This window comes from Paenibacillus sp. FSL H8-0122 (assembly GCF_038005345.1).
In the GTDB taxonomy this organism is placed as follows: Bacteria; Bacillota; Bacilli; order Paenibacillales; family Paenibacillaceae; genus Paenibacillus_AQ.
Genome location: NZ_JBBOTB010000001.1, coordinates 1,542,384 through 1,557,204, shown reverse-complemented (window position 1 = coordinate 1,557,204; position 14,821 = coordinate 1,542,384). Strand labels below are relative to the sequence as shown.

Here is a 14,821-nt window from a genome sequence, read left to right as displayed (position 1 = left end):
ATATTTTCATGACATATATTGGCTGCCTGTTTCGCGCTATACTCTATTGTAAGCGTTATTACAAATATACTTACGGAGGTGATTTCATTCGTGTATACCCGTATCATCACCTTCATGAACAACCTGAAGCTCAGGACCAAGCTCTTCCTCTCCTTCGGCAGCGTCGTCCTGATTCCGGTGCTCATTGTGGGGGTGTTCCTGACCAGTGAACTGCGGAATATGGCGATGAACAATGCGCTGAAGCAGATTACGGCGAATGTCGACCGTGTGAAAAAACGGACCAGCGAGATGTTGAACGTTCCGGTGGATATCGTCTACCGCCTGTCCAATGACAGCCGGCTGGAGGAGGCCGCGAATCACCGTTACGAATCGGTCTATGATGTGGTGCAGGCCTATTGGGATTACCCCGACTTCCGGGATTTCGTCCGCCTGTACAAGGAAGTCTCCAGCATCCGGCTGTATATCGACAATCCGACGGTGCTTAACAACTGGGAATTCCTCCAGGCCGATGAAGCGGTTACCCGGGAGCCGTGGTACCAGCTCGCCCTGGCCCAGAAGGGACTGGCGTTCTGGAGTTACATTCCTGACAGCCGGAACGGCCAGTATTATCTCAGCCTGATCCGCAAGGTCGACTTCCTCAAGCAGCGCACAACCGGTGTGCTGGTCGTGAATGTCAATTCGGATCAGCTCAGCAGCATCCTGAAGCAGGAGAGCTTCGAGACCTTTATCGTCGATGAGAACGATAATATTGTCGCCTCCAACCGTGCAGGCACCCTCGGCAAGTCGCTGCACGAAATCAACCTGAAGCCGCTGTCCACCCTTGCCGGGCACGGGCCTGCAGATATCACGATTGACGGGCAGTCCTTCAAAATGCTGATCGACGACTGGCATCCCCAGGGCAGCCTGAACAGTCTGCGGATTATCTCTATTTTCTCCGTTGAGAGCATTGTAAGTGAACCTAACCGGATTATTTCCCTGGCTTCTTCCGTCATTATCTCCTCCCTATTTCTTGCAATCATCCTAATCTACTACTTCTCACGCCTGCTAACCGGACGAATGCTCCATCTCAGCAAGCATATCTCCAAGGTCGCTTCCGGGAATCTGGAAGCCCGGCTCGTGATCGACGGCAAAGATGAGATCGGCCAGCTGGCCCGGCAGTTCAACCACATGGTCCGCAATATCAATGACCTGATGAGCGAGGTGCAGGAGTCCAACCAGCAGAAGAATGCCATCCTGCTGAAGCAGAATGAGATCAAATTCAAAATGATGGCCAGCCAGATCAATCCCCATTTCCTGTTCAATGCCCTGGAGTCGATCCGGATGAAGGCCCACACCCGGGGCCAGACCGATATTGCGCAGGTAGTCCGGCTGCTGGGCAAGATGATGCGCAAGAACTTAGAGGTCGGCGGAGGCAGAATCACCCTGCAAAGTGAGCTGGAGACCGTGAACTGCTACCTGGTCATCCAGAAATTCCGCTACAATGACCGGCTGGCCTACGAGCTGTATGTAGATCCGGCAGCGAATACGCTAAGGATTCCGCCGCTTATTATTCAGCCGCTGGTGGAGAATTGTGTCATTCACGGCCTGGAGGACCGGATGGACGGCGGAATGGTCCGGGTGGATATCCGGGTGGAGGAGGCCATACTTAAGGTTCAGGTCTCCGATAACGGAACCGGAATCTCGCCGGCCCGGCTTGCAGAGCTGCGGCAGATGCTGGACAACAACGATGACTATGAGACCCACAGTATCGGAATGCGTAACATCCATCTGCGGCTGAAGCTGACCTATGGCCCGGAATGCGGCTTGATTCTGGCCAGCCAGAGCGGATACGGAACACAAATCAGCTTCGCCATCCCTTTAAGGAGTGATTCCTATGTATAGTGTGTTAATTGTTGATGATGAATTGTCGATCCGCGAAGGACTTGTCACTCTGCTGGACTGGGAGAGCCTCGGCTACCGGGTGGTAGATACAGCGGCCAATGCGATTGAAGCCAGGCATAAGGCTAAGCTGTATTCCCCGGATCTGATGATTGTGGATATCCGTATGCCCGGGAAGGATGGACTGGAGCTGATCGGTGAGCTGCGGGAGGATCATGAGGAGCTGCATATTCTCATTCTGAGCGGCTATGCCGACTTCAGCTATGCCAAGCGCGCGCTATCTTACAATATCGATAACTATCTGCTTAAGCCGGTCGATGAGGAGGAATTGCAGCTGTATCTTACCGGACTGTCCACCGTGCTGAACGCACGGCTGGCACACCGCAAGAATCATGAAGCCGTTAAGGTCTGGAGCCGGGAGATGCTGGTTCAATCCCTGCTGATGGAGAGCAGTCTGCATCCCGCTCCGGCACTGATGGAGTCGGCGCTGGAAGCGGGGCTGCTATGGGATTCCTACCAGATCGTGCTGATCCGGCTGCTGCTCCAGGATCATGCGGACAACGGACCCTCTAGTAGCGTCAAGTCCCGGCTGACGTCAAGCTTCGAGGACAACCGCTGGGGCATCGTTTTCGCGCTCGATTCTTATCTCGGGGTGCTGCTGCAGCCCTCTTACCAGAAGGAGCTGGTAAGCAAACGGATGGCCCTGCAGATCCGTGAGGCTGCTGCCGCAGAAGGACTGGAGTGCATCATCACTGCCGGGGATATGGTGGACAGTCTGACGGAGCTGCCGGTCTCGCATCAGTCGGCGCTGGCGCGGATGAAGGATCATTTCTTCTATGATGAGCCGGGGATGATTGGACCGGATTCGCTCAGGCTGAAGCAGGGGCTGCCTGCGAACCCCCAGGATACGGAGAGCAGGCTCGCTCCCGTGATGGACCGGCTGTATTTCGCCCTGGATACCGGCAATCTCAGCGTAATCTCTGCCCTGATCCAGGAAGCAGGGGACCTTATGGCTGCTGCGGGATTATCCGAGATGGCGGTGAAATCCTATTATGTCCGGGCCGTCACCTCCATGTCCGGCAAGCTCTCCGTTCATTATAAGGAGCTTAGCGCAGCGCAGAGCCGGATGGAGGAGCAGATTCAGCAGATCTACAGGCATACCTCCCTCCCCCAGCTCCAGCGCTATATCACAGGTCTGCTGGAGGAATATGCTGGCGGGATTATCCGCGACGATATGGATGTCCTGATGAAGCGGATGGTCGATCTGATCCACCGGCACTATGACGAGAATCTGAAGCTGGAGACGCTGGCCGATGTGTTCACCTATAGCAGTGCCTATCTGGGTAAGCTGTTCAAGAACACCATGGGCTGCTCCTTCAACACTTATCTGGATACAATCCGCATTGAGAAGGCCAAGGAGCTGCTGGACCAGGGCTGCAAAATCCATCAGGCAGCCAGCAGCGTCGGCTTCAGCGATGTCGATTATTTCCGTGAGAAGTTCAAAAAAATCACAGGCACCTCCCCCTCCGCTTACCGGAGAAAGGAGCCGGAGAATGTTTTTTCAGAAAGCGCTTACGAAAAAGACTGATTTCCCCCTGTTTTTACACTTAAATCTTCGGGTGTTTCCCGTCCTGGCGGCAGATTATGATAAAGCTATATCGAAGGAGGGACATAAATGAAAGCGATTACCACCGCGATGAAGCCGGAGCCGAAGAAATCCTCCTCCAGCTTCTGGGGGAAATTCCGGCAGCAGAAATACCTCTATATGATGGCTGTTCCTTTTGTCCTCTGGGCCTTTGTCTTCAGCTATCTTCCGTTATGGGGGTGGATGATGGCCTTCCAGAAGTATAAGCCGGGCAAATCCTTTTTCGAGCAAAAATGGGTCGGCCTCCAGTACTTCCGGGAGCTCTTCCAGGATGAGCAATTCTTCAACGCCCTGCGCAATACGCTGGCCATGAGTATTATGGGACTGCTGGCAGGCTTTATCATTCCGATTATCTTCGCTATTCTGCTGAATGAGGTCCGGCTGCAGGTGCTGAAGCGCTTCGTTCAGACGGTGTCGTATCTGCCGCACTTTGTGTCCTGGGTGGTTGCCGCCGGGATCATTACCAAGATGCTCTCCACGGACAACGGCGCAGTCAATGACCTGCTGATGGGTCTTCATATCATCAGTGAGCCGATCCAGTTCATGGCGAAGGGCAATCTGTTCTGGGGCATTGTCACCGCCTCGGATGTCTGGAAGGAGACGGGCTGGAATACCATTATCTATCTCGCCGCCATCTCGGGCATCGGGCCGGAGCTGTACGAAGCAGCCAGGGTGGACGGAGCCAGCCGGCTCCAGCAGGTGCGTCATATTACTTTTCCGGGCATCCGGGGTACCATCGTGATCCTGCTGATTATGTCCATTGGCCATCTGATCAGCATCGGGTTCGAGAAGCAGTTCCTGCTCGGCAACAATCTGGTGCGTGACTACTCGCAGACCCTTGACCTGTATGCCCTGAATTACGGGCTGGGGATGGGACGGTTCTCCTTCGGAACGGCGATTAATATTTTCAACTCTGTGGTGAGTGTGATCCTGCTCTTTACCGCCAACGGCATCTTCAAAAAAATAACCAAGGAAAGCATCATATAGGAGGCCCTGCTCATGATTAAAAAACTGGCTGCGGCATCCTGGTCGGACCGCATCTTCGATTTGGTTGTCTATCTCGCGATTACGGTGGTTACCGTCGCTACGCTGTATCCTTTTCTGAACGTGCTGGCGATCTCCTTCAATGACTCGACGGACAGCATCAAGGGCGGGATTACGATCTACCCCCGGATGTTCACCTTCAAGAATTATGAGACGATCTTCGCCTTCTCCGGACTGATTACCGGGTTCAAAATTTCGGTGCTGCGGACGATTATCGGGACCCTGCTCGGACTGGTCAGTGCCTCCATGCTGGCCTTCACCTTAAGCCGGGTGGACTTCCAGGCCCGCAAGTTCGTCTCTACCTTCCTGGCGCTGACGATGTACGTATCGGGAGGGCTGATCCCCTTTTACATTCTGATCAAAGATTTGCATATGATGGGCACCTTCGGCGTGTATGTTCTGCCCGGTCTGGTGAGCGCCTTCAATGTGTTCGTGATCCGCTCCTTCATCGACGGTCTGCCGTACGCTCTTCAGGAATCTGCCAAGCTGGACGGAGCCAATGACTTCACCATCTACTGGCGCGTCATTCTGCCGCTGACCAAGCCTGCGCTGGCGACCATCGCCCTGTTCCTGGCTGTCGGCCAGTGGAATGCCTGGATTGATACCTATCTGTATAACGGCTCGAAGGACTCGCTGACCACCCTGCAGTTCGAGCTGATGAAGGTCATTCAGAGCACTACGACCAATGCGGATAATTTCCGCGGGCGTAACATGACTGAGGTGATGGCCCAGATCTCCCCGGAATCGGTCAAAATGGCGATCACCATTGTCGTCACCGTACCCATTCTGGTGGTCTATCCGTTCCTGCAGCGCTATTTCGTTAAAGGCATGACGCTGGGTTCGGTCAAAAGCTAAGCTGCTTAAGCGGTATCTTCAGGCTGCGGCCTGTGAATACAATATGATTCTACCAGACAAAGGGAGGGTTTCAATTCATGACAAGAAAGACGGCGAAACCGGTTGTGGCGCTGATGGTGCTGACCTTGCTGCTCAGTGTGCTGGCAGGCTGCGGCGGGGGCAATAATAACGGCAACAAGAATACGGCTGAGAATACCGGGGCCAAGGCCACGAACAGCGGCAATGCCACGGCAACAGCTGAGGCTACGGCGGCGGCTGAGGACCTAAGTCCCCTGACACTCTCCTTCTTCGCGGAAGATCCCAATCCGAACTGGAACAATATGAAGGATGAGGTCAGTACCGTCATTACACAAAAGACAGGCGTCACCCTCGATGCCGAATTCGCTGTCGGTGATCCGCAGCAGAAGATTGCCCTCATTGCAGCGGGCGGGGATTATCCCGACATTATCTCTGCTAAAGGCGACATCGGGAAGCTGGTGGACGCCGGCGCGGTCCTGGATCTCACCGATCTGATCGATAAGCATGCCCCTAACATTAAGCGCGTGCTCGGCGATAATCTGGCCCGGGCCAAGTACACGAATGAAGACCAGTCGATCTACGCTATCCCAACCTGGGCAGCCGTGGATGAGAAGAAATTCGTAGCGGGCGGCGGCTTCGAGCTGCAGCACCGGGTCGTGAAGGAAGCCGGTTACCCGGAGATCCGCACGGTGAAGGATTATGAGAACGTAATTAAAGCCTATCTGGAGAAGCATCCGACCGATGAGAACGGCAACAAAAACATCGGCGTCTCCCTGAATGCAGATGACTGGCATATGTATATTTCCGTAACCAACCCTGCGGTTGCGACAACCGGCGGCTCCGATGACGGTGAATATTTCATCGATCAGGAGACTCATGAAGCAATCTATCATTTCCGCCGGCCTGAAGAGAAGGAATACTTCCGCTGGCTGAACCACATGAACGATATCGGCCTGCTTGATAAGGAGAGCTTCGTTCAGAAATACGATCAGTACAAAGCCAAGGTAGCGACTGGGCGCGTGCTCGGGCTGATTGACCAGGACTGGGATTACAACGACGCGCAGCAGGCGCTCAAAGCCGCCGGCAAATTCGATCAGACTTACGGACACTATCCGGTCACCTTGACAGAAGAATACAAGGAAACCAGCTTCTGGCCTACCGGCTTCATGGGCGGCTACGGCATCTCCATCTCCACCACCAACCCCGATCCTGTGCGGACGATCAAGTTCCTGGATTACCTGGCCTCCGATGAAGGTCAGATCCTGAACAACTGGGGTGTTGAAGGCAAGCACTATAAAGTGGAGAACGGCAAACGCGTAGTTCCTGCCGAGGTTCAAGACCGCATTAATAACGACAACACCGCCTTCACGAAGGAAACGGGCATTGGCTTCTACTGGAACATGATGGTTCACTATGGTGACGGTGCCAAGGATTCTACGGGCAACTACTACACCAAGAACTTCCCTGAGCAGCTGGTGCTGGGCTATAGCGATGTTGAGAAAGAGACGCTGGCAGCCTACAAAGCTACGACCTGGAAGGATCTGTTCCCGAAAGAGGAAGAATTCAAGGAGAAAGCCTACGGCGCAGCCTGGAACATTTCAATTCCCGGTGAGGATGAAGTCTCCATTCTGGGCAATAAAATGAAGGATATTACGTGGAAGCGCATCCCGCAAGCGATTCTGGCCAAACCGGCTGAATTCGATAAAATCTGGGATGATTACATGGCCGATCTGGAAAAAGCCGGCGTGAAGAAAATGGAAGCTGGCTATACCAAGTATGTGCAGGACCGTGTTGAGCTGTGGACTAGCAAATAAGATTCCATAAACCTTGATCAAAAAATCTTAGTAATAGGGTAGTCGCCACTGCGGAGATTTTGGACTTCCGGTCGCTGTTGTTGTAAGAATTTCTTGATTGGAACCGCTGGTAGCGGTAAAAATCCGGAAACAAAGGCGAACGCTACGCTCCTACAGTTCCAAAATCTCCTCCGTCGCTCCTTCCTTTATCTGAAGATTTATAGTTCAACCTATATTTCAGTGCAGAAGGACACCCGTGCGGGAAATAGCACGGGTGTTGTTTGCTGTGCTAGGATGCTGTAGTCGCTGGAACGATCGCAACTGCATTTTGTACAACAGAATGCTGGAAGAAGGGCTTCGAAATACAATCTATTGTATTCCGTACAATTGAATGTTGAAAAAAGGCCAGTTTTCACCCAAAACTCAACATTCCACTGTATGAAATACAATAGAATCTCATTTTACGGTAAGCTATGCCTTTTCTATTGCAGGAAATACAATCTAGCTATGCAGCTCGTGATAAGTTTTGTTAATCATATCGGTGTATATGGAAGGTGAGTAATCCCTGACCTGATCATAGGCGAATTGGGACAGCCGCAATGCTTCCTCCTTCAGGCCCCGGCGCATACAGATCTGTGCGCGGTAAGCATAAGCGGTCAACAGGTTGGCGCGGTCAAGCGGGTGGTAGACCTGATCCCCCGGCTCGGCTTTGGACAGGCTGATCAGCGCTTCATCGTCCTGGCCGAGATGAACCCGGGCGATGCCGCACATGAGCTGGACGCTGGATGCATACGGTTCATCCTCCGGCGGGTACTGCTCCGCCAGCGCGAGAACCTTACTGTATTCTCCCTTAGCTACCGCGAGTCTGATCTCTCCGATCTCCACCAGCTTCAGCGAGTCCTGTGATTCGGTGAATTCTGCGAATGCCCGGGCCTTCTTCATAGCTTCCTCTGCCGCCATGGTCTCTCCTTCGGTCAGCGCCAGAATCCCAAGCACCCGGTACAGATGATCCGTCATATAGTAGATTCCCTCTTCCCGCGACACCTGAAGCGCCGACAGCGCCGCCGCACGGCTTCCCGCATAGTCCCCCAGGGCAGACAAGCTGATGCTCTCTGCATAATGAAGCTCGATTTCAAAGATAAAATCATTCCCCACCTTATTATCCTCGTACTCCTTACGGACCCGGCGGATCAGCTCCAGCCCTTCCGCGTATCTGCTCTGTGCGAAATTCAGGGCATAGGAAATATACTGCACCTTCGCCCGTTCCACGAATAAGCCGAAGCGTTCATAGATCAGCGCTGCCCGCGCAAGCTCTTCTTCCCCGCCTCCGGCGCCTGTATAGAAAAGGGAGCTTACATAGAACTCCAGCAGACGCGCAGCGTCAATCGTCATCGGAAGCGTACGCTCCGTTAGCGGCTGGAGCCGCTGGATGACCTCTCTGTAATTCTTCGCCTTAAACTCCGCCTCCATCTCCCGGACAAGCGGAGCCAGCTCCGCCTCCTCCTCGCCTTCAAGGAAGTAGCCCGGATCAACGCCCAGCCGGCCGGCCAGAACCTGCAGGCTGTTCATTGAGGGCAAGGCCCGGCCATTCTCGATTTGACTCAGCATGCTCTTGGTCATATGGTCTCCGGCGAGGTCCGTCTGCGTAAGCCCCTTAGCCTTGCGCAGTTGCTTGACTTTCTCTCCGATGGTTTGTTTGGTGGTCATCTGCTTGCCAACTTTCCAGGTAGCTTTTCTTTTCAGTATAGCTTACCTATACCCTAAGAGAAAACTGAAAATACATAAAAGTTAAATTATATTAAACTTTTTGTTGCGTTTCTGAACTTTCACTCATACAATAAGTTTAATTAAATTTAACTTTTGACCAAGGGAGTGCTAGTATGTCTCAAATAACATCCGCAACCCATGATAAGACAGCGACTAACCGTAACATATTCCTCTTCTTCGGCAGCAAACTGGTCTCTGTTCTCGGCTCCAGTATGTACACCTTCGTAGCCGGTCTGTACATTCTGAACGAGACCGGTTCTGGGAGCAGCTTCGCTGTTACACTGCTGTGCGGTCTTCTGCCCGGCATCCTGATGTCCCCCTTCGCCGGTGTGCTCGCCGACAGAGTCAGCCGCCGCAGGCTGCTGATGGGCTCGGATCTGGCGAGTACCCTGATTATGTCCCTGGCCTTCCTGTTTGCCGCGCTGGAAGGAATGTCCGTGTGGCCTATCTATCTGTCACTCATTCTATTATCTATCTGCTCTACCTTCTATAGTATCTCTGTCTCCTCCTCGATGATGATGCTTGTAGACAGCGGCTCCGTCCAGCGGGCCGGATCACTGAATCAGATTGCCGGATCGGCTGGCCACCTGCTGGCTCCGATTCTCGCCGGCCTGCTGTATGCCTTTCTCCCGCTACAGGATTTCATGCTGTTGAATGCGGCAGGCTTCACCGTTTCGACTGTGATGGGCTGCATGCTGAAGTACAAGCCGATTCCGCGGCTTCAAGCTGCCAGTGAACCCGCCGAAGCCGCAGGTCCCCGGCCGCTCCGCGAACGTCTGGGCACTGCTGTTAACGGGGTCCGCACGAATCTGCAGGAAGGCTTCGCTTATGTGATCCGCCGTCCGGTCCTCCGTTCCCTGATGGGGATTGTGTTCTGGATTAATTTCTTCGTTGTCGCCCTGAATGTTGTGCTGCCCTATGTTGCAGTACAGACGCTGGGACTCTCCTCAAGGCAATATGGAGTCCTCGAAGCGATGCTGGCAGCAGGCGTACTATTGATGTCGCTGCTGCTTGCTATACTTCCCCAGAGCAAGAGTCCGGTGAAGCCGATCCTCGGAGGCTTAAGCGCGCTGGGAGTGTTATTCCTCGCACTTGCGGTTCCGCTGCTGCTGCATTTCGCCCCGAATGCCACCTTCCTTCTCTTCTTGCCGCTGCTGGTCCTTATCGGCGTCATGATTATGTTCATTAACATTCCGATTCAGGTCTATCTGCAGCAGACCACCGAGGAAGAGTACCGTGGACGCGTATTCGGGCTGGTGGAGGGCATCGCCGGTTCCATCGCTCCGCTCGGAATGCTGCTCTATGGAGTCCTCCTCGACCGGATTCCCGGCTCGTTCATTCTGCTCGTCTCCGGTGCAGCTATTCTGGCGGTCACGCTGGCCGGACGGAGAGGCCTCATCCGCAGCGGTGCCGCTGATCAACAGGTTGCCCAGGGGAAGACAGAACAGGCGGGAGCCTGAATGTCTGAATTGACCATAGCTGGCAAGCTGTCCAATTGATACGCTTAACACAGCAGAATCTACTCAAGGAGGCGGAACGTTATATGCACGCGCACCATAGACAGACGCTGGAGAAGCTGGCGGAGAAGCTGGAGCAAGACCCTTCTTGTCTGGCGGCAATCACCAGCGGATCTGTAGCCAAGGGGACCGCCAGCGAGACCTCGGATGTGGATGTACATCTGGTCTTCACCGATGAAGCCTATGCGAAATATGAGCGGAACAACAGGCTCTCCTACGTGGACCGGGAAGTCAGCACCTATGAAGGCGGATATGCCGATATCAAGGTGATCAACCGACGGTTTCTGGAGCTTGCCGCCCGGCGGGGCAATGAGCCGACAAGGTATGCTTTTACCGGTGCAGAGGTTCTATTCTCCAGAATTCCGGAGCTGGGTGAGCTGGTGGCCCGGATTCCCGTCTACCCCGAGGAGAACCGCGAGCGTAATTTGCGGGAATTCTGCGCTCAGATCTACCTGTACGGGCTGTATTTCGCCAAGGAAGCGGGTCAAAAAAATGACGCCTACCTGCTCGCTCATACGGCGGGCCAACTGGTGTTTTTTAGCGGACGGATGATTCTGGCGTATAACCGGCTGCTTTTTCCAAGCCACAAAGGGCTGCTGGATGCTGTCGATGCTGCGGAAGCCCAGCCGAAGAATTTCCGTACGCTGGCAACAGAGGTGCTGCAATCGCCCAGTGCACATAAGAGTGTGCGCTTCGCCGCGAAGATGCTGACTTTCTATAATCATGGCTTGTCCTTCGAGCAGGCACTCGGGATCTATGTGCTGAACAACGAGCGTGCCTGGATGGACCAGTCCCTTTCCTTACAGGACCGCTAGTGCAGCGTCAGAATTAATTTATGGATTGGATCAGTAAAGCGGAACTATATAGTGGAACAGCAAATAGCGCCCCCCACAAAGGGAGTCGCTATTTGCTTTTGCTGGAAATTGCTGCTGTCAATGGTCTCACTCTGCTGGCGCTAATACTATAGTGGAAGCATCTCAGAGACCCGGCACCGCTGCGCTTCGGCCATGATCTGGGACTGCAGCTGCACCCGTTCCCAGGTAGCGTCAAGGTCCTCGGCCTGTTGACCGCCCATGATTGCTGCAAAAGCCTCCAGCTGTCCCACGTAATAGTTCAGCGGGGCGAATTCGCATAGGGTGGTGCGGTTGTCCGGCAGGTCATGCCGGATTTTGAGCTTGTAGAACCCCTTGACCGGCCGGAAGAAATCCGGGACCGTCAGCACCGTATGGTCGAAATACAGGGTATGCGAGGCCCGGAATGGCAATTCGAAGGACGTGAGACACTCAGCCCTCAGCCCGTTCTTGAATTGCAGCGCCGCCTGAAAGGTCCAATCGCAGCCATCCGGCCCGTCAAAGGCGGACTGTGCCAATATCTCCTCCGGCTGAAGACCGGCAAGTATCTGCACGAACTGCAGCCAGTAGCAGCCCAGATCGGCAAAAGCACCTCCGCCCTTCCCCCTGACACTCCGGTAATTGCCAGCATGCCCGTTCTTGGCAGGAACGGAGATTCTGGTACTGATTCTGCGCAGCGCACCGAATTCGCCCGAATCGACAATGCCCTTCAGCGTTTGCTGCCAGGGGTGACAGGCAATCATCAGACCCTCGGCCAGCTTCGGGGCAGCAGGGTTATTCTTCGCCAGCCTTAACTGCTCCGCTTCTTCAGGATGCAGACAAATCGGCTTTTCCACCAAGACATGCTTGCCCGCGTTCAAGGCCCGGATCGCCCACTGCGCATGAAGCTCATTGCTGAGCGCAATATACACCCCGTCCAGCTCATCAAGCTCCAGCAGCTCATCCAGACTACCCGCCACATTGGGAATCTGGTACGCTTCCGCCATGGCCTCCGCTTTCGCCAAGGTACGGTTGGCAATCGCCGTGATCTTCACCTTGTCCACGACCCGAGCCGGCTCCAGCATCGCTGGAACAGCAATATTCGAGGCGCCCAGAATGCCGAGCTTATAGCTTGGCTCCTCTACCACACTGCTCATATCTGCGCCAGCGCAGCATAGGTGTTGAGGTATAGCACATTACATTTGGAGCAGGCCGGGGACAAGCCTTCGTCCATAATCCGCCGCAGCCGGTCATATCGCGCAGAATTCCATATGTCTGTCAGCGTCAGATCCTTCACATTGCCAATAGCCAGCTCCCCAAAAAATTTACAGGCGCTCACCATGCCATTCGGGGCAATATCCACCCGGGTACTGAGCGCCAGACATTTCGACGTACTGCGGGATTTCATCGGCTTCCCGGCTACGAAGTCCTCAATCTCATCAAAGTCCAGCCCCGGCTGATAGCGGATTCGGGTATTGTGCCAGGTGTTACTGTTAATCCGCCGCAGGTCATCGGTCAGTCTGGTGATATTCTCCGGCTGGATATGGTATTTGAACGCGTGCCAGCTGCTCCGGTGATCCGGTGGAAGCTCGGCCAGCCACTGGAAGTGTTCATCGTAGAAGCGGTCCATCGCAAGACTGGTGTCTTCCGAGATATACCAGGGGAAGCAGAGCAGAACCAGATCCACACCCTTTTGTTCAAAAAACTCCACCAGCTCATATAGTCTCCCGATCATATTGTCGTTGATCACATTATGCACCGAGATCCGGCCGCGGAAGCGGCCCTGCTCGCGCAGCTCCAGCAAACGGTCAACGGCGTCGATGACCTTCTGGAACGAATTCTTGCCGCGCAGGAAATCATGCTCCTCCTGGAACCCCTCGATCGGAATCAGCAGCTCCAGATTGTCCGAGATGGCACACAGCTCCTCTTCGAACTTAGGGATCATATAGGCATTGGTGCAGATGGTAGTGTCCCGGGGATGCTCCTTCAGCAGCTCCAGAATCTCCTTGGCCTGCCGGTGAAACAGCGGCTCCCCTCCCCATAAATACAGGCGGGACTGCGCTTCATCCGTCTCCTCCAGCAGCCTCTGGATCATTCCCAGATCCATATCCAGATTCTGCTCAGCGGTATCCATATCATGATGGTAGCCGTCTTCATTCCATTGATAGCAATGCTTGCAGCGCAGATTACAGCGGTTGGTCAGCTTGAGGGACATAATCTCGGGCATCACCGTCTTGAAGCCGGGATCATGCTTGCGTTCCCGGTGCGGAACCACCACATTCTTGATTGTACGTTTCAATGCCTCAAAGGACTGCTCGTCCAGGCTCACTCTACTGGTAGGTTGCATTAGCTTCTCCCTCCTGCTGTGGATAATTGTCCGGCATAGCTTGCCGCATAGTCCGGGTATTGACCTCTGGCGGCTCTGAGGTTATCCGCCCGCTTGCGAAGTTCATCATAATCATATCCTGACGCGGCCCACTCCCCGTAAGTGATGCCGTAACCAAGCCCCACCCACAGATCACTGTTGATCTTCTCGTGCGGGCCGAAGGGATCCAGCAGCACCAGCGGTGTACCCGAAGCCAGGGAATCAATCAAAGCGCCGCCGCCCGGCTTGCTAATGACTGCGGAAGCCTGCCGGATGACTCCGTACATCCCCTCCCCGTAGCTCTCGCAGGGCGGAAAATGCCCGGTCCGGTTACCCGTTACCTCTGCAAACGGCGGGAAGGTATATTGCCCGCTGCCATCCCTCGTCCAGGTACGCCACTGCGGATCATTCATATAATAACGTCTGCCGCGGACAGCCCCGCCAATCTCCTGAATGCTGTAAGCGGCGATATCCAGCTCGTACCCCGCCGACTCCAGCGCATCAAACTTCTCGCGGAAGGTTCCGATTCCCCAGCCGCCCCCATGAACGACCAGCCGTCCGTTCCGGGCCGCAGCAGGCAGTGCTTCCGCAGGTCCGGCATCGATGCTGCACAGAATCTCCTGCTTCCCGGGATCATACAGGCTTACTTCATGGTAGCCTTCTGCGTAACCCGGATTCAGTTTGCGGAGATTCTTCCACGATGGCGACAGGTCAGCGTCGATATACAGCAAATCGGCATATACAGTCATACCTGCCATCTCACGGTACCGGTCCATGACATGTACCCAGTGCCCGGACAAGACGATGAAGCGCTGCCGTTCCTCTTGCTTCCATTGCTCCAGCAATTGTTCAACGGCTGCAGGGTCAAGGCTGCTTCTTATATCGGACGGTATTTTCTGTGAGGTCAGGGCGACAGCAAAGCTCTGCTGGTATGCCCTGCGGCTGTTGTCTGTCTGCTCCTTTTTGTGGTCAGGCATTAAGGCCTCAAACACCTCAACCTCTGCCTGAAGGCCCATCGCTGTGAACTTCCGTTCAAGCAGCAGACCAGGGACATAGAAGCCCAGGCCAAAGCCTGAGCATAGAATCGTCACGGTGTTATTCATTGGAGG

The 14,821-nt window shown here is 54.4% G+C and carries 11 protein-coding genes; 7 read left to right on the top strand and 4 right to left on the bottom strand.

Annotation, left to right across the window (positions count from 1 at the left end):
• The first annotated feature begins 90 nt into the window (after positions 1-90).
• The 5 genes from NSS64_RS06635 to NSS64_RS06615 all read left to right on the top strand — a co-directional run bounded on the left by NSS64_RS06635 (position 91) and on the right by NSS64_RS06615 (position 7,254).
• The gene (locus NSS64_RS06635) at positions 91-1,881 is read left to right on the top strand and encodes a sensor histidine kinase (protein WP_341139639.1); all 1,791 of its coding nucleotides are present in this window, start codon (positions 91-93) and stop codon (positions 1,879-1,881) included.
• Positions 1,874-3,466: a response regulator transcription factor gene (locus NSS64_RS06630; RefSeq protein ID WP_341139638.1), complete on the top strand. Its 1,593-nt coding sequence runs from the start codon at positions 1,874-1,876 to the stop codon at positions 3,464-3,466. Before NSS64_RS06635 ends, NSS64_RS06630 begins: the two co-directional genes overlap by 8 nt.
• A gap of 87 nt (positions 3,467-3,553) precedes the next feature.
• Positions 3,554-4,510 (top strand): ABC transporter permease, encoded by a 957-nt coding sequence (locus NSS64_RS06625; protein WP_076081235.1) that lies wholly within the window; start codon positions 3,554-3,556, stop codon positions 4,508-4,510.
• Between the two features lie 12 nt (positions 4,511-4,522).
• Positions 4,523-5,422 (top strand): carbohydrate ABC transporter permease, encoded by a 900-nt coding sequence (locus NSS64_RS06620; RefSeq protein ID WP_340939312.1) that lies wholly within the window; start codon positions 4,523-4,525, stop codon positions 5,420-5,422.
• A gap of 77 nt (positions 5,423-5,499) precedes the next feature.
• A complete protein-coding gene (locus tag NSS64_RS06615; RefSeq protein ID WP_340939311.1) occupies positions 5,500-7,254 on the top strand; it encodes an ABC transporter substrate-binding protein in 1,755 nt (584 codons plus the stop codon).
• A 480-nt stretch (positions 7,255-7,734) separates the two neighbouring features.
• On the opposite strand, the gene NSS64_RS06610 is transcribed toward NSS64_RS06615, so the two are convergent.
• Entirely contained in the window at positions 7,735-8,940 is a 1,206-nt protein-coding gene (locus NSS64_RS06610; RefSeq protein ID WP_341139637.1) for a helix-turn-helix domain-containing protein, read from the bottom strand.
• A 173-nt stretch (positions 8,941-9,113) separates the two neighbouring features.
• On the opposite strand from NSS64_RS06610, the gene NSS64_RS06605 reads away from it, so the two are divergent.
• Together NSS64_RS06605 and NSS64_RS06600 are read left to right on the top strand one after the other, a co-directional pair.
• Entirely contained in the window at positions 9,114-10,460 is a 1,347-nt protein-coding gene (locus tag NSS64_RS06605; protein WP_341139636.1) for an MFS transporter, read from the top strand.
• An 83-nt stretch (positions 10,461-10,543) separates the two neighbouring features.
• Positions 10,544-11,332 carry a nucleotidyltransferase domain-containing protein gene (locus NSS64_RS06600; protein ID WP_341139635.1) on the top strand — a complete coding sequence of 263 codons (789 nt, stop codon included), beginning with the start codon at positions 10,544-10,546 and terminating at the stop codon, positions 11,330-11,332.
• A gap of 146 nt (positions 11,333-11,478) precedes the next feature.
• Here the strand turns inward: NSS64_RS06600 and NSS64_RS06595 are convergent, their stop codons facing one another.
• Genes NSS64_RS06595 through NSS64_RS06585 form a run of 3 tightly spaced genes read right to left on the bottom strand, consistent with a single transcriptional unit; the run spans position 11,479 to position 14,815 of the window.
• A complete protein-coding gene (locus tag NSS64_RS06595) occupies positions 11,479-12,504 on the bottom strand; it encodes a Gfo/Idh/MocA family protein (protein WP_341139634.1) in 1,026 nt (341 codons plus the stop codon).
• Entirely contained in the window at positions 12,501-13,694 is a 1,194-nt protein-coding gene (locus NSS64_RS06590) for a radical SAM protein (RefSeq protein WP_340993682.1), read from the bottom strand. Before NSS64_RS06590 ends, NSS64_RS06595 begins: the two co-directional genes overlap by 4 nt.
• Positions 13,694-14,815, bottom strand: coding sequence for a UDP-glucuronosyltransferase (locus tag NSS64_RS06585; RefSeq protein WP_341139633.1), 1,122 nt, complete (start codon positions 14,813-14,815; stop codon positions 13,694-13,696). The genes NSS64_RS06590 and NSS64_RS06585 overlap by 1 nt, the downstream gene beginning before the upstream one ends.
• Positions 14,816-14,821: the final 6 nt, after the last annotated feature.